The organism is Methylobacterium symbioticum (assembly GCF_902141845.1).
Lineage (GTDB): Bacteria > Pseudomonadota > Alphaproteobacteria > Rhizobiales > Beijerinckiaceae > Methylobacterium > Methylobacterium symbioticum.
In genome coordinates this window covers 14,798-36,063 of record NZ_CABFPH010000054.1, presented here as the reverse complement: position 1 = coordinate 36,063, position 21,266 = coordinate 14,798, and the positions used below count along the sequence as shown (strand labels likewise).

The 21,266-nt window shown below is 70.7% G+C and carries 19 protein-coding genes and 2 tRNA genes; 12 read left to right on the top strand and 9 right to left on the bottom strand.

Going from position 1 to position 21,266, the window contains the following annotated elements:
- Both MET9862_RS17765 and MET9862_RS17760 read left to right on the top strand, forming a co-directional pair.
- Positions 1 to 497: alpha/beta hydrolase fold domain-containing protein (locus MET9862_RS17765; RefSeq protein ID WP_142584234.1), on the top strand; the 497-nt coding region annotated here is incomplete at its 5' end.
- Positions 498 to 1,128: 631 nt separating this feature from the next.
- On the top strand, positions 1,129 to 3,192 hold the full coding sequence (locus MET9862_RS17760; protein ID WP_244612771.1) for a methyl-accepting chemotaxis protein: 2,064 nt from the start codon (positions 1,129 to 1,131) through the stop codon (positions 3,190 to 3,192).
- Positions 3,193 to 3,323: 131 nt separating this feature from the next.
- Here MET9862_RS17760 and MET9862_RS17755 read toward each other — a convergent pair whose 3' ends face one another.
- Positions 3,324 to 4,943, bottom strand: a complete 1,620-nt coding sequence (locus tag MET9862_RS17755) for a gamma-glutamyltransferase family protein (protein ID WP_142584232.1) — start codon at positions 4,941 to 4,943, stop codon at positions 3,324 to 3,326.
- Positions 4,944 to 5,267: 324 nt separating this feature from the next.
- Between MET9862_RS17755 and MET9862_RS17750 the strand changes: the two genes are divergently transcribed.
- The 5 genes from MET9862_RS17750 (at position 5,268) to MET9862_RS17725 (ending at position 10,977) form a co-directional block, all read left to right on the top strand.
- Positions 5,268 to 6,758, top strand: coding sequence for an ABC transporter substrate-binding protein (locus MET9862_RS17750; protein ID WP_142584231.1), 1,491 nt, complete (start codon positions 5,268 to 5,270; stop codon positions 6,756 to 6,758).
- Positions 6,758 to 7,702 carry an ABC transporter permease gene (locus tag MET9862_RS17745; protein WP_142584230.1) on the top strand — a complete coding sequence of 315 codons (945 nt, stop codon included), beginning with the start codon at positions 6,758 to 6,760 and terminating at the stop codon, positions 7,700 to 7,702. The genes MET9862_RS17750 and MET9862_RS17745 overlap by 1 nt, the downstream gene beginning before the upstream one ends.
- A 439-nt stretch (positions 7,703 to 8,141) precedes the next feature.
- Entirely contained in the window at positions 8,142 to 9,056 is a 915-nt protein-coding gene (locus MET9862_RS17735; protein ID WP_142584228.1) for an ABC transporter permease, read from the top strand.
- Positions 9,053 to 10,069: an ABC transporter ATP-binding protein gene (locus MET9862_RS17730; RefSeq protein WP_142584227.1), complete on the top strand. Its 1,017-nt coding sequence runs from the start codon at positions 9,053 to 9,055 to the stop codon at positions 10,067 to 10,069. Before MET9862_RS17735 ends, MET9862_RS17730 begins: the two co-directional genes overlap by 4 nt.
- The gene (locus tag MET9862_RS17725) at positions 10,069 to 10,977 is read left to right on the top strand and encodes an ABC transporter ATP-binding protein (protein WP_185156912.1); all 909 of its coding nucleotides are present in this window, start codon (positions 10,069 to 10,071) and stop codon (positions 10,975 to 10,977) included. Before MET9862_RS17730 ends, MET9862_RS17725 begins: the two co-directional genes overlap by 1 nt.
- A 47-nt stretch (positions 10,978 to 11,024) precedes the next feature.
- On the opposite strand, the gene MET9862_RS29470 is transcribed toward MET9862_RS17725, so the two are convergent.
- The 6 genes from MET9862_RS29470 to MET9862_RS17695 all read right to left on the bottom strand — a co-directional run bounded on the left by MET9862_RS29470 (position 11,025) and on the right by MET9862_RS17695 (position 14,099).
- Positions 11,025 to 11,351 (bottom strand): hypothetical protein, encoded by a 327-nt coding sequence (locus tag MET9862_RS29470; RefSeq protein WP_185156911.1) that lies wholly within the window; start codon positions 11,349 to 11,351, stop codon positions 11,025 to 11,027.
- Positions 11,352 to 11,440: 89 nt separating this feature from the next.
- Positions 11,441 to 12,175, bottom strand: coding sequence for a class I SAM-dependent methyltransferase (locus MET9862_RS17715; protein WP_185156910.1), 735 nt, complete (start codon positions 12,173 to 12,175; stop codon positions 11,441 to 11,443).
- A gap of 281 nt (positions 12,176 to 12,456) precedes the next feature.
- Positions 12,457 to 12,531, bottom strand: a tRNA-Gly gene (locus tag MET9862_RS17710).
- Between the two features lie 204 nt (positions 12,532 to 12,735).
- A tRNA-Gly gene (locus tag MET9862_RS17705) sits at positions 12,736 to 12,810 on the bottom strand.
- Between the two features lie 120 nt (positions 12,811 to 12,930).
- Positions 12,931 to 13,398: an NUDIX domain-containing protein gene (locus MET9862_RS17700; RefSeq protein WP_244612770.1), complete on the bottom strand. Its 468-nt coding sequence runs from the start codon at positions 13,396 to 13,398 to the stop codon at positions 12,931 to 12,933.
- 5 nt (positions 13,399 to 13,403) lie between these two features.
- Positions 13,404 to 14,099 carry a fumarylacetoacetate hydrolase family protein gene (locus MET9862_RS17695; RefSeq protein WP_142584224.1) on the bottom strand — a complete coding sequence of 232 codons (696 nt, stop codon included), beginning with the start codon at positions 14,097 to 14,099 and terminating at the stop codon, positions 13,404 to 13,406.
- Positions 14,100 to 14,286: 187 nt separating this feature from the next.
- On the opposite strand from MET9862_RS17695, the gene MET9862_RS17690 reads away from it, so the two are divergent.
- The 4 genes from MET9862_RS17690 to MET9862_RS17675 all read left to right on the top strand — a co-directional run bounded on the left by MET9862_RS17690 (position 14,287) and on the right by MET9862_RS17675 (position 18,472).
- Positions 14,287 to 15,726, top strand: coding sequence for an FAD-binding oxidoreductase (locus tag MET9862_RS17690; protein ID WP_142584223.1), 1,440 nt, complete (start codon positions 14,287 to 14,289; stop codon positions 15,724 to 15,726).
- Between the two features lie 215 nt (positions 15,727 to 15,941).
- Entirely contained in the window at positions 15,942 to 16,529 is a 588-nt protein-coding gene (locus MET9862_RS17685) for a hypothetical protein (RefSeq protein WP_142584222.1), read from the top strand.
- A gap of 313 nt (positions 16,530 to 16,842) precedes the next feature.
- Entirely contained in the window at positions 16,843 to 17,136 is a 294-nt protein-coding gene (locus MET9862_RS17680; RefSeq protein ID WP_142584221.1) for a DUF2218 domain-containing protein, read from the top strand.
- 64 nt (positions 17,137 to 17,200) lie between these two features.
- A complete protein-coding gene (locus tag MET9862_RS17675) occupies positions 17,201 to 18,472 on the top strand; it encodes an aminopeptidase (protein WP_142584220.1) in 1,272 nt (423 codons plus the stop codon).
- A gap of 106 nt (positions 18,473 to 18,578) precedes the next feature.
- On the opposite strand, the gene MET9862_RS17670 is transcribed toward MET9862_RS17675, so the two are convergent.
- On the bottom strand, positions 18,579 to 18,995 hold the full coding sequence (locus MET9862_RS17670; protein ID WP_142584219.1) for a DUF3597 domain-containing protein: 417 nt from the start codon (positions 18,993 to 18,995) through the stop codon (positions 18,579 to 18,581).
- Between the two features lie 453 nt (positions 18,996 to 19,448).
- Here MET9862_RS17670 and MET9862_RS17665 point away from each other — a divergent pair, with 453 nt between their 5' ends.
- A complete protein-coding gene (locus tag MET9862_RS17665) occupies positions 19,449 to 20,027 on the top strand; it encodes a PAS domain-containing protein (RefSeq protein ID WP_185156909.1) in 579 nt (192 codons plus the stop codon).
- A gap of 641 nt (positions 20,028 to 20,668) precedes the next feature.
- On the opposite strand, the gene MET9862_RS17660 is transcribed toward MET9862_RS17665, so the two are convergent.
- Positions 20,669 to 21,265, bottom strand: a complete 597-nt coding sequence (locus MET9862_RS17660; protein ID WP_210248116.1) for a cytochrome b — start codon at positions 21,263 to 21,265, stop codon at positions 20,669 to 20,671.
- Position 21,266 lies beyond the last annotated feature (1 nt).

Sequence of the window (21,266 nt, the reverse complement as noted above, 5' to 3'; positions counted from 1 at the left end):
GCACGGCGCCGGGGCGCATCGCCCTCGCGGGCGAGAGCGCGGGCGGCGGCCTCGCCCTTGCCGCGGCCGTGTCCCTGCGCGCGGCCGGCCTGCCGCTGCCGGGCTGCCTCTGGCTCAGCTCGCCCTGGACCGATCTCGCGCTGACCGGCCCCAGCCTGGAGACCAAGGCCGCGGCCGACCCGCTGATCGGGCGCGCCTATCTGGCGGAGCTCGCCGGCCTCTACTGCGCCGGGGCCGACCCGCGCGATCCCCGGGTCTCGCCGCTCTACGCCGACCTCGCCGGCTTGCCGCCGATGCTGATCCAGGTGGGCTCGGCCGAGACCCTGCTCGACGATGCCGTGCGGCTGGCCGGCGTCGCGGGGGCGGCCGATATCTGCGTGCGGCTCCAGATCTGGCCGCACATGATCCATGCCTGGCATCTGTTCTACCCGGAGGTGGAGGACGGAAGGCGCTCGCTGGCGAGCGCCGGCCGCTTCATCCGGGCCCGGTGCGCCTAGGGCGCTCTTAGAGCCTGTTTGAGCGGGATCGACGGATCCTCATGCAGAGACCTGGCTCATCCCACCAAACCACCTCATCCTGAGGTGCGAGGCCTCCGCTTCGCTCCGGCACCTCAGGATGAGGTCGAGGAGGGGATCAGCGGAGTGAACACCGGCTCGATCCAGCTCAAACAGGCTCTTGAGCCGACGTGGATGCCGGTTCGGCGAACGAGAGCGCGTTGAAACAAGCACTCGGAGCCGCCCGACTGGCGGATCACGGCGAGATTCCGGCGCAGGATCGATCGGGTCCGGGCATGCCTGGCCCGTGCCTTCGCAAGGACCCCCCTCTCCCGGGCCTCGATCCAGTTTTCGCATCGCGCGTTCCACGCGGACGATGTGTCCGGCGTCTTTCAAAGCGTCCGCGGAGACAATTCCCGTCGCGTCGGGCGCCCTGCCGATCGCGCGTCGTCCGAACGAATGTTGATGTTGATGAAACTGGAGGTTGCAGATCGAATAAATGCACTTTGTATCATGTAGTTTATATTGAATTCGCTCAGATGTTAATCGAAATTTAACCGTTTAGAATGCATTTCAAGAAAATCCATTGGGGGCAGTGATGAGACATATTTCGATTCGAAGTCTGCTGACGGGCATGGTCCTGTTGCTCGGGTTCATGGCGATGGCCTTGGCCGGCAACGCGCTCCTGCAACGCTATGTCGGCATGACGACGGCTCAGCGCGTCGCCGCCTACGCCGCTCTCGATCGCGACCTGTTCCTGAGCCTCAGCCGCCTGCGGATCGAGCGGGGCTACACCTCCGCGGTGCTGCTCGGGGAGCCCGAGGTGACGCGCCACCACCGCAAGGTCTCGACCGAGGTCCGCGGCGCCCTGGACGAGAGCGTGACCGCGGCCGTGGGAGGCCTCACGGCGAGCCCGCTCCCGGAGCTGGTCGCGGCGAGCCGGCGGATCGCGACGGCCTTCGCGGCGTGGACGCGCATGCGGAAGGATGTCGATGCCGCCGCCGTACAGGCGAGCGCGGCACGCGACAGGACGCTGGCGAAGCGCTTCAACGACCTCGGCGGTGATCTCCTGAAGGATCTGGAGGGGGCGTCCGCGCTTCTGGGAGCGGAGATCCAGAGCCTGGATCCGAGCACGGCGGCGATGCTGAACGCCCGGGCCGTGACCTGGCTGGCCCGTTCGACCAGCGGCGAGGTCGGCACGCCGGTCAACAACGTCCTGGCCGGTGGGCGGCTCGCCACCGCGGCGGAGCGAAACCAGCTCCGTGCTGCGGAGACGCGCACCGTCACGGCCTGGACGGTCGTCGGAGGCATGCTGGCGCTGCCGCAGGTCGAGGCCTCCGTGAAGGCCGCCTACGCCGCGGCCGACGCCACCTATTTCGCGGGACCCTTCCACACGCTGCGGACGGGGCTCGTCGCGGCGATCGCCGATGGCGAGCCGGTGAGCGCGGCGGCCTCGGCCGGCTGGGCGGAGGGGCTGTTCAAGGGCCAGGCCAGCATCGTCGACACGGCCGTCGCGATCATGGACGCGGTGGTCGCGCAGGCCGACCGCAACGCCCGGGAGGCCCGGACCGCGTTCCTGTTCTTCCTGGCGATCGGGATCGTGGCCGTGCTCCTGTCCCTCGCGGTCACGCTGACCGTCCATCGCCGCGTCGTGAGCGGGATCCTGCGCCTCTCCGGGGCCATGCGGGCCATCGCGGACGGGACGCTCGAGACGACCATCCCGGGCATGGGGCGCGGCGACGAGATCGGCGCCATGGCCGGGGCGGTGCAGGTCTTCAAGGACAACCTGATCCGCACCCGCCAGCTCGAGGCGGAGACGGCGCAGGCGCGCCTCGCCGCCGAGGACCTGCGCAAGGACGGGATGCGCCAGATGGCGGACGGTTTCGAGGCGGCGGTCGGCGGCATCGTCGACCGGGTATCCGCCGCGGCCACCCAGCTGCAGGCCACGGCCCTGCAGATGACCGCGACGGCGCGGCAGACGGCCAGCCAGTCCGCCACGGCGGCGGCCTCGGCCGGGGAGGCCGCCACGAATGTCGGCACGGTCGCGGCCTCGGCCGAGGAACTCGGCTCGTCCGTGAGCGAGATCGGCCGTCAGGTCGACAGCTCGGCCAACCTCGCGCGGTCGGCCGTCACCGAGGCGGACCAGACCGGCGGTCTGGTGCAGGACCTGAGCGCGGCCGTCTCGCGGATCGGCGACGTGGTGGGGCTGATCTCGACCATCGCCAGCCAGACCAACCTGCTGGCCTTGAACGCCACGATCGAGGCGGCCCGCGCCGGCGAGGCGGGCCGCGGCTTCGCGGTGGTCGCCGCCGAGGTCAAGGAGCTGGCGGCCCAGACGGGCCGGGCCACGGAGGAGATCTCGAGCCAGATCGCGCTGATCCAGGCCTCCACGGGTCAGGCGGTGACGGCGATCGGCTCGATCGCGGGGCGGATCCAGGAGATCAGCGGTGTCGCCACCTCGATCGCCGCCGCTGTGGAGGAGCAGGGGGCGGCCACGCAGGAGATCGTGCGCAACGTCACGCTCGCCGCGACGGGGACGAGCGCGGTGACGGGCAACATCGCCGGCGTGGCCGGGGCGGCGGAGGAGACGGGGGCGGCGGCGAGCCAGGTCCTCGGCGCAGCCTCCGAGCTGTCGCGCCAGTCCGAGCACCTCTCGACCGAGGTCGCGCGCTTCCTTGCGACGGTGCGGGCGGCCTGACACGGGGGCCGCCCGCGACCGGGCGGCCGATCTGGGCCGGACGCGGTGGTCCCGACCGGAAGGCCGGGACCACCGCGATCCGTCATTGCGCGGTCCCCGGGACCGGCCCGGGATCCGTCAGCGGTGCGCGCTCAGCACACCACCGCCTGTCCGTCGCGGCGCGGATCGCTCGCGGCGACGTAGCCGTCCTCGCTCGGATCGCCCATCCGCCAGATGAACTGGCCGGCGCCGAAATCCTGGTAGCTGTCGTTGATCACCTCGATGCGGTGGCCGCGCGCGGCGAGCGCCTCCACCGTCCCGGCCGGCATGGTCGATTCGGCATTGATGCTGAGGCCCTCGTTGACGCGCCAGCGCGGGGCGTCGCAGGCGGCCTGCGGGTTCTGATGGTGGTCGAGCATGCGCACCAGGGTCTGGACATGGCCCTGCGGCTGCATGTTGCCGCCCATCACGCCGAAGCTCATCACCGGCGCGCCGTCCTTGGTCAGGAAGCCGGGGATGATGGTGTGGAAGGGCCGCTTGCCCGGGGCCACGACGTTCGGGCTCGCCGGATCGAGGTGGAAGCCGTAGCCGCGGTTCTGCAGGGAGAGGCCCCATTCGGGCACCACCACGCCCGAGCCGAAGCCCATGAAGTTCGACTGGATGAAGCTGACCATCATGCCCGACGAATCCGCCGTGGTGAGGTAGATCGTGCCGCCGCTCGCCGGATTGCCGGGGCCGAAATCCTGCGCCCTGGTCCGGTCGATCAGCCTGCCCCGCGCCTTCAGATAGGCCGGATCGAGCATCTGCTCGGGCGTCACCGTCATCCCCGACGGGTCGGCCACGTAGCGGTAGGTGTCGGCGAAGGCGAGCTTCATCGCCTCGATCTGGAGGTGCTGGCTCTCTGGCCCGTCCGGCGGCAGGGCGGCGAGGTCGAAGTCCTCCAGGATGCCCAGCGCGATCTGGGCGGCGATGCCCTGCCCGTTCGGCGGGATCTCGTGGAGCGTGTAGCCGCGATAATCCTTGCCCGTCGGCTCGACCCATTCGGGGCGGAAGGCGGCGAGGTCCGCCACCGTCATGGCGCCGCCATGGGCGGCCGCGTGGCGGGCGGTCGCCTCCGCGATCTCGCCCTCGTAGAAGGCCCGGCCCTTGGTCTCGGCCACGGCGCGCAGCGTCCGGGCGATGCCCGGCAGCCGCACGCGCTCGCCCACCTCCGGCGCGCGCCCGTAGGGCAGGAAGACCTCGGCGAAGCCCGGCTGGCCGGCCAGCTCGGGCAGGCGGGCCGCGGCGGCCCATTTCTGCTGCACCACGATCGGGGCGAGGTAGCCGCGCTCGGCGATCTCGATCGCCGGCTCCATCAGGTCGGCGAAGGGCAGGCGCCCGAAGCGCTCGCTGAGCGCCGCCCAGGCCGCGACGGCGCCGGGCACGGTGACGGAATCCCAGCCGCGCATCGGCGGGCGCTGCGCCTCCCCGTACTTGCGGCGGAAATAGTCCGGGGTCCAGGCGGCCGGGGCGCCGCCGGAGGCGTTCAGCCCGTGCAATTGCTTGCCGTCCCACAGGATGCAGAAGGCGTCCGAGCCGAGGCCGTTGCTGCACGGCTCGGTGATGGTCTTGGCGGCGGCCGCCGCGATGGCGGCGTCGACCGCGTTGCCGCCGCGCCAGATCATCTTGAGCCCGGCCTGGGCCGCGAGCGCGTGCGAGGTCGCCACCACGTTGCGGCCGAAGATCGGCATGCGCAGCGAGGGATAGCCGTGGTTCCAGACGAAAGGCTTCATCGATTCGCGTCCGTGGATGGCGGGTCGCAGGCTCGACGACACCCGGGCGATCCCTCCGGGAGGGCGGATGTCGTCGTCGCTCGGACGCCGCGCGGGCTTGGCTGTCCCGCATCCGCTCCGGTCAACCGGACGCGGGATCCGCTGCCGTGTTGCGCCCTTCTCTGAGGTCGCACAAGGTGTGCCGCATTTTGCATTCACTGGCACGGAAGCTGCTTGGAACATGGTGTGCCACAGGGTCGCCACGCGGCGGCCTTGACGCGCCGGCCCCGCCGCCGGACCCTTCGCGGCACGACCTCAGACCCCTCGGACGAACGGGACCCCTGAATGTTGCGTCTTGCCGCCGCCTGCCTTGCCGCCGGGCTCGCGCTCACCGCGCCGCTCTCGGCCCAGACCCTGCGCTACGGCATGATGGAGGATCCCGACGCCCTCGACCCGACGCTCGCCCGCACCTTCGCGAGCCGCATGGTCTTCGCCGCGCTCTGCGACAAGCTCGTGGATATCGGCCCCGACCTGAAGCCGGTGCCCCAGCTCGCCACGACGTGGGCGCTCTCGCCCGACGAGAAGGCGCTCACCATGACGCTCCGGCCGGGCGTCAGATTCCACGACGGCGAGCCCGTGAACGCGGCGGCGGCCAAGTTCTCGATCGAGCGCCACCTGAAGATGCCGGGCTCGCAGCGCCGCGGCGAGATCGCGCCGATCGACTCCGTCGAGGTGGTGGACGACCTCACCTTCAAGATCAACCTGAAGCAGCCCTTCGCGCCGCTGATGGCCCAGTTCACCGACCGGGCCGGCATGCTGGTCTCGCCCAAGGCGGCCGAGCGGCTCGGCGACAAGTTCGCCACCGGGCCGGTCTGCGCGGGCCCGTTCAGGTTCGTGGAGCGGGTGCCCCAGGACCGCATCGTGGTCGAGCGCTTCCCCGATTACTGGAACAAGGACCAGATCCACATCCAGCGCATCGAGTTCCGGCCGATCCCCGACGGCACGGTGCGGCTGACCAACCTGCGCGCCGGCCAGCTCGACCTCCTGGAGCGCCTCGCTCCCACCGACGCGCCCCAGGTGGCGCGCGACGCCAAGCTCAAGCTCGCCTCGACCTACGAGCTCGGCTTCCAGTCTGTCCTGTTCAATCTGAGCAAGGCCGGCTCGCCCGTCGCCGATCCCCGCGTGCGCGCCGCCTTCGACCTCGCCCTCGACCGCAACGCCATCAGCCAGGTGGTGTTCAACGGCGAGTTCCTGCCCGGCAACCAGTGGGTCTCGCCCAAGCACCCGGACTACGTGAAGGAGTATCCGCTGCCGAAGCGGGACGTGGCCAAGGCCAAGGCGCTGCTCGCCGAGGCCGGCCAGCCCCGGCCCCAGATCACCATGATGGTCTACGCCAACAGCGAGGCGCCCCAGGTCGGCCAGGTCATCCAGGCGATGACCAAGGAGGCGGGCTTCGACGTGCGGCTCCAGGCGACCGACTTCACCACCGCCCTCGACCTTGCCGACAAGGGCAATTACGAGGCCTATCTCTACAACTGGAGCGGCCGGCCGGACCCGGACGGCAACACCTTCAGCTTCCTCGCCTGCAAGGCGCCGATCAACTACCCGCGCTATTGCAGCCCGGAGGCCGACGCGGCGCTCCAGGCCGAGCGCGGCTCGGTCGATCCGGAGAAGCGCAAGGCGGCCTGGAAGGCGCTCGCCGACAAGGTCCTGACCGACCGGCCGAGCGTCTACCTGATGCACCGCAAGCTGCTCTGGGCCTACAGCCCGAAGCTCACCGGCTTCGTGCCCTATCCGGACGGCCTCGCCCGCTTCACCGGGCTGAAGCTCAACTGATGCTGCGGTTCCTCGCCCATCGTCTCGCGCTCGCCGTCCCGACCCTCGTCCTGGCCTCGATGATCATCTTCGCCCTGCAGCAATTGCTGCCGGGCGACGTCGCCACGGCCCTGACCGGCGAGGAGCGCGACCCCGAGGTCATCGCCTTCATCCGGGAGAAGTACCACCTCGATCAGCCGCTGCCCGTGCGCTACGCCTACTGGATCGGCGGCGTGCTGCAGGGCGATCTCGGCGTCTCGGTGCGCCTGCAGAAGCCGGTGGCCGAGCTCGTCCTCGAGAAGCTGCCGGTGACGCTCGAACTCGCCTGCCTCGCCATGCTGGTGGCGCTCGCCATCGGCGTGCCGATGGGCATCCTCTCGGCGGTCCGGCGCGGCACCTGGATGGATGCCGCGGCCAACGGCATCGCCCTCTGGGGCCTGTCGGTGCCGAACTTCTGGCTCGGCATCCTGCTGATCCTGCTGTTCTCGGTGCATCTCGGCTGGCTGCCGGCCTCGGGCTACGTGCCGCCGGGCGAGAGCCTCGTCGAGAACCTGAAGGCCATGGCGATGCCGGCCTTCGTGCTCGGCAACGCCATCGCCGCGGTGATGATGCGCCATACCCGCGCGGCGATGCTCGGCGTGCTCGGCTCCGACTACGTCCGTACCGCCCGCGCCAAGGGCGTCTCGCCGCTGCGCCTCGTGCTGCGCCACGCCCTGCCCAATGCCGCGATCCCGATCATCACGCTCGGCGCGCTCGAATTCGGGCAGCTTCTCTCCGGGGCCGTGCTCACCGAGCAGGTCTTCTCCGTGCCGGGCTTCGGCAAGCTGATGGTGGACGCCGTGTTCAACCGGGACTTCGCCACGGTGCAGGGCGTCGTGATCTGCACCGCCGCCACCTACATCGCCCTCAACCTCGCCGCCGACCTGCTCTCGGCCGTGGTCAACCCGAAGCTGCGCCGGGCATGAGGAATCCTGTCATGCCGGTTTGGTCTGCCGCGACGGGATCCGACACGCGCGCCCTCCCTCCCCCCTCTGCGCCATCATGTTCACACATCGGTCCGGACCGGGCGCGTTCCCTCCCCCCACGGATCCTGGGCGTGCCCAAGATCCGCAGCGCTCTGCCCCAGTCGGGCAGGCCCGACTGGGGTTGGGGGAGGATGGCCCGCGAAGCGGGTCGGGAGAGGGGAACCCGGCTCCAGACGAAGGCTCGGTGTCGATGCCGAGCGCCATCCGGAACCGCCGTACCCCTCTCCCGACCCCTGCTGACGCAGGGGCCACCCTCTCCCGCAGAGGGGGGAGGAAGGGCGCTGGTGGCTCTAAGCCTTTGTTTCAACGCGCGCTCTATCGCTGAACCGGGATCCACTTCGACGGAGAGCGCTCTGGGAGCTCGATCCGGGAGCCACCGATGAGCACCGGCACCCCCCTCACCGAAGCCGCCGGCGTCGCGGCGCCCGCGGGAAACCTCGCGATCGTGCAGGAGCCCGGCTCGGTCGCGGCCTTCTGGCGGCGCCTGGCGGCGCGGCGCGGCGCCGTGATCGGCCTCGTCATCGTCGTGGCCCTCGTCGCGGTGGCCGCGCTCGCCGATCTCGTCGCGCCCTACGATCCGACCGCCACCGACTGGGGGGCGGTGCGCGCGGCCCCCAGCCTCGCCCATCCCTTCGGGGGCGACGAGGTCGGCCGCGACGTGCTCTCGCGCATCATCTACGGCGCGCGCGCCTCGCTCGGGGCCGGCCTCGTCTCGGTGAGCCTCGCCGTGGCGCTCGGCCTGCCGATCGGGCTCGTCGCGGGCTATGCCGGCGGCTGGGTCGATGCGGCGATCATGCGCCTCACCGACGCGCTTCTCGCCATCCCCTTCCTGATCCTGGCGATCGCGCTTGCCGCCTTCCTGGGGCCGAGCCTCACCAACGCCATGCTGGCGATCGGGCTGTCGGCTACCTCCACCTTCGTGCGCCTGACCCGGGCGCAGGTGCGGGCGGTGGCGGCGGAGGAGTTCGTGGAGGCGGCCCGCTCGGTGGGCAACCCGCCCTGGCGGATCGCGCTGGTGCACATCCTGCCCAACATCGTGCCGGCGATCCTCGTCCAGGCGACGCTGACCATCGCCGCCGCGATCATCGCCGAGGCCAGCCTCTCCTTCCTCGGCCTCGGCCAGCAGCCGCCCGAGCCCTCCTGGGGCGCCATGCTGAACGTCGCCAAGAACTTCATGGACCAGGCGCCCTGGATGGCGATCTGGCCGGGCCTGTCGATCTTCGTCGCGGTGCTGGCCTTCAACCTGCTCGGCGACGGCCTGCGCGACGCCCTCGACCCGAGGCAGCGGACATGAGCCAGCCCCTCCTCGACGTGCGGGATCTGCGCGTGACCTTCGACACCGAGGGCGGCACGGTCCACGCCGTCAACGGCGTCTCCTACGCCCTGAACGAGGGCGAGACGCTGGGCGTCGTCGGCGAATCGGGCTCGGGCAAGAGCGTGCACGTGCTCGCCATGCTCGGCCTGATCCCGCGCCCGCCCGGGCGGATCGCCGGCGGGCAGGTGCTGTTCCGCGGGCGCGACCTCCTCGCCCTGCCCGAGCGGGAGCTGCGCCGGGTGCGGGGCGGCGAGATCGGCTTCGTCTTCCAGGACCCGATGAGCTCGCTCAACCCCGGCATGACGGTGGCCGCGCAGATCGTCGAGCCCCTGCGCATCCATCTCGGCCTCGACCGGCGCGCGGCCCGGGCCAGGGCCCGCGAGCTTCTCGACCTCGTGCGCATCCCGAACGCGGCCGGCCGCCTCGACCAGTACCCGCACGAGTTCTCCGGCGGCCAGCGCCAGCGGGTGATGATCGCGATCGGCCTCGCCTGCCGCCCGAAGCTCCTCATCGCCGACGAGGCGACCACGGCGCTCGACGTGACCGTGCAGGCCGAGATCATTGCCCTGGTGCAGGAGCTGAAGCGCGAGCTCGGCATGGCGATCATCTGGATCACCCACGATCTCGGCGTGGTCGCCGGCATCAGCGACACGGTGCAGGTGATGTATGCCGGCCGCATCCTGGAGCGGGGCCCCGTGGACGACATCTTCCGCGACCCGCGCAACGCCTACACGCTCGGCCTGCTGCGCTCCCTGCCGGACCTCAGCGGGGGCCGCGCCGGGCGGCGGCGCCTGCAGCAGATCGACGGCAGTCCGCCCGACATGCGCCGTCCGCCGGCGGGCGATCCCTTCGCCCCGCGCAACGCCTACGCCACCGCCCGCTGCCGGGCCGAGATGCCGCCCCTCGTCCAGGCGGAGGGCGCCGCGCCCGGCCATCTCGTCGCCGCCTGGTACGACCTGCCGGCCCGTCTCGCCGAGGAGCGCGCACGATGATGCGGAGCGTCCCCTACCCCGTCGTCTCGGTGCGCAACCTCTCGAAGGCCTATCCCCTGCGGACCTGGTGGGGCGGCAAGGGCGACGTGTTCCGCGCCGTCCACGACGTGAGCTTCGACATCGCCCCCGGCGAGACGCTCGGCCTCGTCGGCGAATCCGGCTCCGGCAAGTCGACGATCGGCCGGGCCGTGACCATGCTGAACCCGCCGACCTCCGGCACCGTCGCCTTCGAGGGCACCGATCTCGCCACGCTCTCCCCGCGGGCGCTGCGCCGCGCGCGCAGCCGCATCCAGACCGTGTTCCAGGATCCCTACGCCGCGCTCAACCCGCGCATGAGCGTCGGCGCCTACGTGGCCGAGGCGTTCCGCCTGCACCGGCCGGATATGGGCGCGGCCGAGCGCCGGGCCGCGGTGGCCCATCTGTTCGAGCGGGTCGGGCTCGATCCGGCCTTCATGGGGCGCTTCCCCCACCAATTCTCGGGCGGGCAGCGCCAGCGCATCTGCATCGCCCGCGCCATCGCCCTCAAGCCGAGCTTCATCGTCGCCGACGAGCCGATTGCCGCGCTCGACGTATCGATTCAGGCGCAAGTCGTGAACCTGCTTCAGGACCTGCAGGCGGATCTCGGCCTCTCCTACCTCTTCATCTCCCACGACCTCCGCATGGTGCGCTATCTCTGCCAACGGGTTGCGGTGCTCTGGCGCGGGCGCATCGTCGAGCTTGCCGAGAGCGACCGGCTCTACGAGGATCCGCGCCACCCCTACACCCGCCGCCTGCTCGCGGCAGTGCCCCTGCCCGATCCGGAGGCCGAGCGCGCCCGCCTTTCTGCCCGCGCGCGGGACGACCTGGCGGACGGCCTGCCCGGCGACCTGGTCGAGGTCGCCCCGGGCCACTGGGTGGCCGACCCTTGAAATCCCGGGATCCCTTCGGGATCCCGGACCGTTCGAGGCGCGGACGCTCAGTGCGATTCGCCGCTGCCGGACTGCCTGCGCAGAGTCCGGCCGAGCCGCGCCAGCAGGCCCGGAGTGTCCGGGGCCGGCTCCTCGGGCGGCGTGCGGTCGCCCTTCTCAGCCTCCTGCAGCACCTGCCGGATCAGGGAGGGCGGCGGCACCCGGCTCTCGGACAGCACTTGCGCCGCGCGCGCGAGAGCGGTCACCTGCTCCGGCGGCACCGGCAGGCTCACCATCTGGGCGTAGCGCAGGCGGGCGGCGAGGGCCATGGCGAGGCGCTCGATCTCGACCACCTTCTCCCGCGGCACCTGTGCCTCGATGACGGCGCGCCTCACCGTGCCGTCCGTTCAGGACGCGTGCTCATGCCCCGAGGGTACAGGCTTGGCGGCGGCCGCCTCAAGTCACGTGGGGACCCGCCAGGCGCTCACTTCCGCGCGATGATGTAGGCGTAGCTCGCGAAGGTCCTGAGGTCGTGCCGCGTGCAGAGCATGTCGAAGGCGCGGAAGACCTGTCGGAGGACCGGGATTCGCGGGAAATACGGCGTGCCATAGAAGGGTACGACCAGGGCCTCGCTGAAGCCGATCTCCTTGAGGAAGGGCCGGAGCCGGGTCTCGCTGGCGCGGCAGGCATCGTAATAGGCGGGAAATTTGGGAATTTCCTTGTCGTTCCGCGTCCTGTCCATGAGCCGCAGCGCCCGCCCGGTGAGATCGTCGGGAAGCAGCCGGTTCAGCACGAAGGGCGGCGAGTACAGGGTCGGCACGAAGGCGAAGCCGACGCCGCCAGGGGCCAGGAGGTCGTGCAGGTTGGTCCAGGCCTTCCGGGCGTCCTTCACGTGCTCGAAGACCATCCGCGAGAAGATCAGGTCGAAGGCGTGCCCGTCGAGGAGCCTGCGATCGACATCCTGCGCGACGTCGAGGACGAGGTGATCGAAGCCGCGCGGGGCGTAATCCAGCTCCGCGGCGTCGATATCGTTGATGGTCAGCCTGAACCCGAGGCGCTGCGCCTCCTCCATCGAGAAGAACGGGTGGCGGCCGGCCCCGATCTCCAGAACCGACTTCGCCTGGATCTGCCCGATCACGCGTTCCAGGGTCGGCTTGAGGCTGGTCCAGGCGGATTCGGTCTGCCGGACGATCCGGTCGGACCCAGCGATCGATGGCAATGTATCTGTTGGATGGTGCCTTCCTACCGGGGGGGAGCCGTGCAATGCAAAGGCAGGAGGCATCGGGCGAAGTCCTGATATTGTTGCTTTGACCGGTATAGAAGCACGCGATAAAATCAGATCAGCACGCTCAGATTTTTATTCAAGTCAGGCTTTTCCCCGCGTCGACCTCCTAAATTCGACACTGTCGTTCCACGGATGGCGACAGTCGTCAATCTGGCCGCGGAAACGACGAAGGCCGCCCGGAGGCGGCCTGTCGTGGTCGTGTCGGTTGGGAAATTTGGAGCGGGCGAAGGGATTCGAACCCTCGACCCCAACCTTGGCAAGGTTGTGCTCTACCCCTGAGCTACACCCGCTCGCTGATCCTGAGCCGCCATCGGTCGTTCGACCCGGCGGCCCCGGACGGCGCTCTCTAAACACCATTCCGCGGCGGAATGCAAAGGGCAAATGTTGCCGTCTCCGCGCTTTCGATGCGGGACGGGGCGCGGCGCGATGAACAGGCCAAAAACGACGAAGGCCGCCCGGAGGCGGCCTGTCGTGGTCGTGTCGGTTGGGAAATTTGGAGCGGGCGAAGGGATTCGAACCCTCGACCCCAACCTTGGCAAGGTTGTGCTCTACCCCTGAGCTACACCCGCTCGCTGATCCCAAGCCGCCATTGGTCGTTCGACCCGGCGGCCCCGGACGGCGCTCTCTAAACACCATTCCGCCGGGCGGCGCAAGCGGCCCGGCGCGGATTTCAGCCGAGCCCGGCCTCCTCACCAGAGTGCGGCCGGGCTCACCCCTTCGCGGATCTCGTGCAGGCGCTCCAGGGTGGCGCGGGTGGTGCCCTCGGGCAGCGCGTCGAGGGCGAAGAAGCGGCACTCCGCGATCTCGCGGTCGGGCGCCTTCTCGCGCAGGCGGGTGAAGGCGGGCGCGACGTAGAGCGCGACGTGGTCGCGCCCGGAGGCGGCGAGGTTGCGGTAGAAGCCGTGCAGGCGCAGCCCGTCGGCGGGGACGCCGATCTCCGCCTCCTCGCGGAACTCGCGCAGCATGGCCTCGACCGCGCTCTCGCCGGGCTCCACGCCGCCGCCCGGCAGGTGCCAGCCGGCGACGTAGGTGTGGCGCACGAGGCAGACCCGGCCGTCCCCGTCGATCGCCGCGCCGCGCACGCCGAGCGTCATGCCCCGCAGCGCGAGCGCTCCGAGATGGAACAGGCGCCGGGCGATCGGGAAATCGAGCAGCACCGGGCTCAGGCCACGTCGAGCACGATCGCGCCGAGGCCGGCCACCGCCGCCTCCATGCGCTCGCCGCGGCGCACCGGCCCGACGCCCGAGGGCGTGCCGGTGAAGATCAGATCGCCCGGCGCCAGCTCGAAATAGGTCGACAGGTAGGCGATCTGCTCGGCCACCGACCAGATCATCTCGGAGAGGTCGCCCGATTGCCGCACCGCCCCGTCGACCGAGAGGGTGATCGGCCCGCGCTCGGGATGGCCGACCGCCGCGGCCGGGTGGAGCGGGCCGATCGGCCCGGAGGCATCCGACGCCTTGCCGAGATCCCAGGGCCGGCGCAGACCCTTGGCCTCGTCCTGCAGGTCGCGCCGGGTCATGTCGAGGCCGACCGCGTAGCCGTAGACATGGTCGAGGGCCGTATCGACCGGGATGTCGCGCCCGCCCCGGCCGAGCGCGGCCACCATCTCCACCTCGAAATGGTAGTTCTCCGTCCGTGGCGGATAGGGATGCTGCGCGGGTTCCGTGCCCACGATCTGCAGCGCGTCCGCGGGTTTCATGAAGAAGAAGGGCGGCTCGCGGTCCGGATCCGCCCCCATCTCGCGGGCATGCGCGGCGTAGTTGCGGCCGACGCAGTAGACCCGCCGCACCGGGAACAGGTCCGCGCTGCCGGCGATCGGCAGGGCGATCCGCGGGGGATTGGGGATGACGGAGAGCATGCAGGCCTCGTGAGCGGTAGGGCGCGGCATCATATATACCGAGCCGCGCCGGAATCCCGGGTGTCGAGAGGGATCATCCCTCTCGCGGGTCCAGGGCGGAGCCCTGGAAGACCTCAGGGCTCTGCCCCGAGACCGCGCCAAAGGGATGATCCCTTTGGGATCCCGGATGTGTCTGAAGGGGGATCGGATGGGTGATCACGAGGCGCTTCTCGCCGCGCTTCGCGCCCGGCTTGGGCCGCGGCACGTGCTCACCGCGCCGGAGGACGTCGCGCCCTATCTCGACGAGCAGCGCCGGCTGTTCCGGGGCGAGGCGCTCGCCGTCGCGCGGCCCGCCGAGACCGCGGAGGTCGCCTTCGCGGTGCGGGCCTGTGCGGAGGCCGGCGTGCCGGTGGTGGCGCAGGGGGGCAATACCGGCCTCGTCGGCGGCGGCGTGCCCCGGGGCGGCCTCGTCCTCTCCCTCGCCCGGCTCGACCGGGTGCGCGCGCTCGATCCCCTCGGCGCCACCATCACCGTCGAGGCCGGCGCCATTCTCGCGGAGGTCCAGGCGGCGGCCGAGGAGGCGGGCCTGCTCTTCCCGCTCTCCTACGCCTCGCGCGGCTCGGCCCGGATCGGCGGCGGCATCGCCACCAATGCCGGCGGCGTCGCCGTGCTCTCCTACGGCAATGCCCGCGACCTCGTGCTCGGCCTCGAGGTGGTGCTGGCGGACGGGCGCGTCTGGGACGGGCTGCGGGCGCTGCGCAAGGACAATGCAGGCTACGACCTCAAGCAGCTCTTCATCGGCTCGGAGGGGACGCTCGGCATCGTCACCGCGGCTGTGCTGAAGCTCTATCCCCGGCCCCGCTCGACCACGGTGGCCTTCGCCGGCCTCGCCTCCCCGGCCCGGGCGCTCGACCTGTTCGCGCATCTGCGCGCACGCTGCGACCGCGACCTCACGGCCTACGAGGTGATGCCGCCCTTCGGGCTCGACCTCGTGCTGCGCCACGCCCCTGGCAGCGTCCGTCCGCTCGCGGGCGCGCACGGCGCCTACGCGCTGATCGAGATCGCCTCCAGCCGGCCGGAGGCCGACACGCGGGCCGAGACGGAGGCGGCCCTCGCCGAGGCGATGGCCGACGGCGTCGTCGAGGACGCGGCGGTGGCCGCGAGCGAGGCGCAGAACTGGGCCCTGTGGCACCTGCGCGAATCGCTCCCCGAGGCGCAGAAGCGGGAGGGGGCCTCGATCAAGCACGACGTCTCCGTCCCGCTCGCCCGCCTGCCGGCCTTCCTCGCCGAGGCCTCCGCCGCCTGCGAGGCGGAGATGCCGGGCCTGCGGGTCTGCGCCTTCGGGCATTTCGGGGACGGCAACATCCACTTCAACCTGACCCAACCCGCAGGCATGGACCGGGGGGCCTTCCTGGCGGAATGGGGCCGCTTCAACCGCATCGTGCACGACATCGTGCACGCCATGGGCGGCTCCATCGCCGCCGAGCACGGCGTCGGCCTGCTCAAGCGCGACGAGCTCCTCCGCTACGGCGATCCTGTCGGGCTCGACCTGATGCGCAAGCTCAAGGCGGCGCTCGATCCGAACGGCGTCCTCAACCCCGGCAAGGTCGTGCCGGAGGCCGGCGCGGAATCCCGCGACGGCGTGTGATCGAAGATTTCGTCGCTCGATTCGAGGTAGATGCAATCTTGAATTGAATGTTAATTTGAATTCGCCCCTCAAGATGTGGTCTTGCGCCCCATAGGAGCGGCCCGACACTTGCTTCGTGTCGGCGTGATGGATGTCAGGTCGAGCGGCGGGCTCGAAGACCGGGCTGGACCCGGTTCGATCCGTCGTTCCAGACGATTCGTGCCGCGGGGGCCGCCATGATCCGTCTCGTGCGCCGCATGGTCGCGACCATCGCCGTGTCGGCCCTCGTGCTGATGCCCGTGACGATGTCCCGGGCCGCCAAGGCGCCCTTGACCGGGACCGCGCCCGCGGCCTCGGCGCGCGAGGTCGATCTGGTCGAGCGGCAGGAGCGCACGTGGCGCCGCCTCGCCGCCTCGATCTGCACCGGCTGCATCACTCCTGAGAACCGCGTGCGCCCCGTCTCCTATGAGCGTGTGCCGCTGGCGCGCCTGCTCGATCCGCCCGCGCGCCAAGCCGCACGTCTGGCATCCGCCCGATCGCGGCTCGGGCACGCCCGCCTGCACCGCGCCCGCTGGGCCCAGGCCCGTCTCCGGAAGGGCATCCGCCGACGTTATGGACAGGCCGTGCCGCGCCTGCGTCAGGTGCGCCGGACCCTGCATCCGCGGCTCGCCACGGTGGCCGCCTCCATGCCCTATCCGGTTCCGGCCACGGGCCGAATCCTCGTGGTTCCGTTCGAGAGTCCCCGGCCCGAGCCGGCCCCCGCCGGCGGCCGTGTGCCGGAGGCCGTGCTGCCGGACGGCATGACACGGGCGCGCCGTCTGTAGCGCCTGCCACAAGCTGGGCTGTTGCATTGCACCATTCGGCCGCAGCCGTGCCACAAACCGGCGCGATCCTGTGCTGACCGAGGCCGTGGCGGCCGTCCCCGCAGAGACCCCCCTGCGGACGGAAAACCGAGATGGCTTCGAGCGTTATCGGGGCGTTAACGCCTCTGCCGGACTTTTATCGTCATCCGTCGGATGGTCCTCAGCCGGAACAGGCCCGCCGATTGCTTCGCCCTGATGCCTATCTCGCAGGTGCGAACGCTGTCGCCCGCCGCCGCGCAGGTTCCAGCCGACGCCGTTCAGGAGACGTCAAGCCATGCCCACCTCCCTGGCCCGCGTTCAGACTGCCGAGGCGAGCCGCTACCTGCAGCAGCTCTGCCGGCACTGGAGCCACAAGTTCCCGGTCGAGAGCACGCCCGAATTCGGCACCGTGCCGTTCGGCGAGGACCGGGTCTGCACCTTCGAGGCCGAGCCCGACGCGCTGCTCATGCGCATCCGGACCACCGACCCGGCCGGGCTCACCCGCCTGGAGAACGTGGTCTCGGACCACCTGACGCGCTTCGCCTTCCGCGAGAGCCTCGGCGAGATCACCTGGTCCCGCGCCGCTTGATTCGCGGCTCCGGGCACCGATCTTCCGGACCGGATTCGAGGACCCTGCCGGAGGACGCTGCACGATGACGGGACATGCCGAGACGCCGGCCGCGATGCCGCCGGCCGAGGCGCTGGAGCCGCGCCTCGGCCGGTTGGCCGAGGTCGCGGTGCGGGTCGGGCTCAACCTGCAGCCCGGCCAGGAGCTCGTGATGACCGCACCGCTGGAGGCGCTGCCGCTGGCCCGCGCCATCACGGCGGAGGCCTACCGGGCCGGCGCCTCCCTCGTCACCACCTTCCTCGGCGACGATGTCCAGAGCCTCGCCCGCTTCGCCCACGCGCCGGATGCGGCCTTCGATACGGCGGCCGGCTGGCTCTATGCCGGCATGGCCGAGGCCTATCGCAACGGCGCCGCCCGGCTCGCGATCAGCGGCGACGACCCCTCGCTCCTCGTCGGCCAGGATCCCGGGAAGGTCGCCCGCGCCAACCGGGCCCGCTCGAAGGCCTATGTGCCGGCGCTGGAGCTCATCGCCAACTTCGCCACCAACTGGACCATCGTCTCGGCCGCGACCCCGGCCTGGGCCCGCACGGTCTTTCCGGACCTGCCCGAGGGCCAGGCCGTGGCGAAGCTCTGGGACGCGATCTTCGCCGCCTCGCGCGTCGACGGTCCGGACCCGCTCGGCGCCTGGGCCGCGCACAACGCCGACCTCCACGCCCGCAAGGACGCGCTCAACGCCAACCGCTTCGCGGCTCTGCGCTTCCGCGGGCCCGGCACCGATCTGACGGTGGGGCTTGCCGACGACCACGAATGGTGCGGGGGCGCCGCGACGTCGCGCAGCGGCATCACCTGCAACGCCAACATCCCGACCGAGGAGGTCTTCACCACGCCCCACCGCGACCGGGTGCAGGGCCATGTCACGAGCACGAAGCCGCTCTCCTACCAGGGCACCCTGATCGACGGGATCGCGGTGCGCTTCGAGGCGGGGCGCATCGTCGAGGCGCGGGCGCGCACCGGCGGCGACGTCCTGGCGAACGTGCTCGACACGGATGCGGGCGCGCGCCATCTCGGTGAGGTCGCGCTGGTGCCCGCCTCCTCGGCGATCTCGGCCTCGGGGCTCCTGTTCTACAACACCCTCTACGACGAGAACGCCGCGAGCCACATCGCCCTGGGCCAGGCCTACAGCAAGTGCTTTCGCGAGGGTGGGGCGGGGTTGAGCGAGGCGGATCTCGCCGCGCGCGGCGCCAACCGCAGCCTGATCCATATCGACTGGATGATCGGTTCGTCCGAGATCGACGTGGACGGCATCCGGGCCGACGGCCAGGCCGTGCCGGTGATGCGCGGCGGCGAGTGGGCCTGAGGGCCGGGGCACCCTCCCCCGCCGGGCGGGGGAGGGTCGATGGCCCTGAGACTGTGTTGGAACGCGCTCTCTCGCCGAACAGCAATCCACTTCGGCGGAGAGCGCTCTAGTCCTTCAGGTCGGCCGGCACCTTGCCGCCGTTCTCCTCGAGCTTCTTGATGACCTGCTTGTGCAGCCAGATGTTCATCGAGGCCGAGTCGTCCTTGTCGCCGGTGTAGTGCAGCTCGTCGGCGAGCTGCTTGCGGGCCTGGAGGCTCGAATCGAGATTGAGGAGCTTCATCAGGTCCACGATCGAGGTGCGCCAGTTCAGCGTCTGCGGGTTCTTGGCGGCCATGTCGTTGAGCACCTGCTCGACATCGACCTGTCCGCCCGCGGCGGCCGGGGCTGCGCCCGAGGTCGAGGAGCCGGTCGTGGCAGTGGAGGCCGGGTTGCTCGATCCGCCCGTCGAGGACGGCGCGGCCTCCGCCGAGCCGCCGCCGAAGGGGTGCAGGATCTTGCTGACGATGCTGCCGAGAAGGCTCATGGGAGCATTTCCTTCCAATGCGAGGCCGGGACCCTTCGCCGCGGCGGCCTGACAACGGATCGGTCGGCGCGGGCGTTCCCGGTCCCGCTTGCCGAACCGCGGGCCGGTCGCCCCGCTCCGGCCGTCCGGCCAAGCCGCGCCCGGGCAGGGCGGGCGGTGCCGCCGAGATTTCAACTGGAACGTGCGGCAGTGCCATGGGGACGCAGGACGGGCCGCCGAGCCGCAGTCGTCCGCCGGGCAATGCGTGGCCGTCACAACGCCTTGGGAGCCTGCGCGCACGGCGCGGCGGCGCGTGGCGAGGCCTCGCCGCCCGAGGGAGCGGCCCCCCGCAGCGCCGCGGCTGTACACGACGATCGTGTCCGGGCGAGTGATATCGTCGGTTGCGCGAGCAGACGAATTGAAGACAAGCGTGGCGGGCGGTTCGTGGCCCAGGCTACGGCGGCGGATTCGGGCATGATCTCATCAGAACCCTTCATGATCTTCGTCACCAATGCCGAGGGCAAGGCGATCTATGTCAGCCCCGACTGGACTGACCTCACCGGCCGCAGCCTCGCCGAAACGGCGGATTTCGGCTGGCTCGATGTGATTCATCCGGAGGACAGGAGCACCGTGCGCCGCATCGTCGAGGATGCCGTCCGCACCCAGCAGGCGTTCAACGTACGCTACCGCCTGCTCTGCAAGGATGGGCGCAGGCTCTGGCTCGCGGCGGGCGCCGTGCCCTCCTTCGGACCGCCGGACCGGACCTTCCTCGGCTTCCTGGGCTCCCTGACCAGCCTGGGTGAGGCCGTGGACGGCGAGGCTCCGGCCTCCGGCGGGCTCGGGGATTTCATCCCGCCCCTGCAGCCGGGCTCCCTGACGCCGAGCAACGACCTGGAGCGTCTGGCCGACCACCTCATCGCGCTGCATGTGCTGATGAAGCGCGTGGGCGGCCGCCAGGCCATGAACATCCTCGAAGCGGCTCTCTTCCAGATCGGTCAGGAACTGGCCAAGGCCGCCGACAGGCCGGCCCCCGCGGAGGGCACGCGCCACTAGAGCATTGTCCGTGATCCCTCGATCACGGACAATGCTCTAACGGATTGTACGAAACACAGTTTCTTTCGCGGAACCTTGTCGCGATCGCGTTGCAATCGTGACCGGCTCTCAACCGTTGTTTCGACGCGCGCTCCGCCGCACGGTCCGGACGGCAGGTCCGGTCAGACGAAGTGGGTCGGGAGCGCCAGGCTCTGCGCGTAGAACGCGAGGGCCAGGGCGGCGGCGCCGGTGAGGGCGGCGAGCGCCAGTTCGATGCGGTGGGTCATGGCCGATCTCCTGTCTTGCGAATCTGTATTCGCGCTGTGGTCAAGAGATAGGCTTAAGCTTTCCGTAACGCCGTGCGGCGGGACACCCGCTGCGAGGCCTGAGATCATCGAACGGTGGTCAGCGCAGGAACGCGTCGAGGCCGCTGCCGCACAGGACCACGAAGGTCAGGGTGACGATGAACTTGACGTCTTCGATGGTGCTCACGGTTCAGCCCCTGTGTCGAATTGGATCGTTCGTGTTTGTTGGTGCTTAACGATGTCCCGATCCAGGGCTTCGAGGCGAGTCCTTTCACGCTCCATTAAGATCTCGGCTGGCCTTTCCACAGAACGGCGTAAACGAAGGGTTAAATCCACCTGGCACTTGCGCGGGCATCGTTAACCGTGCGGGGCGCCATCCGCCGATGCCGGCCGCGGCTGAGACCGCAGGCGGGCGCGCGCTTCGGGCAGCATGCCGCGCAGGACCCCGTCCCCATCGACGACATGGTGCTTCAGCGCGACCAGCACGTGGCCGAGCACCAGCGCGCCGGTTCCCCAGGCCAGGGTGACGTGGGCCAGCTTGGCGAGGTCGTACCAGTCCTTCGCCGGGGCCGTCAGGGGCGGAAGCTGAACCAGGCCGAGCACCAGGATCGGCTTGCCGGCGACCGAACTCCACAGCCAGCCGGACAGCGGCAGGGCGAGGAGCGCGGCGGCGTAGAGCGCGAGATGGCCGAGGGCCGCCGCGCGCCGCATCGGCGCGCTCATCTGCGCGGGCAGGGCCGGCGCCGGATGCGTCAGCCGCCACGCCACGCGGACCACGATCAGGAACAGCAGGGTGCTGGCCAGCGCCTTGTGCGTGATGGTGAGGCCGTGATGCGGGTTCCAGGCCTCGCGCATGTAGACGGCCGCGGCGCCGAGGACCCAGGCCGCGATCCAGATGGCGGCCATCAGCCAGTGCAGCAGCTTGGCGGTCGGCGTGTAGGACTGCGCATTCACG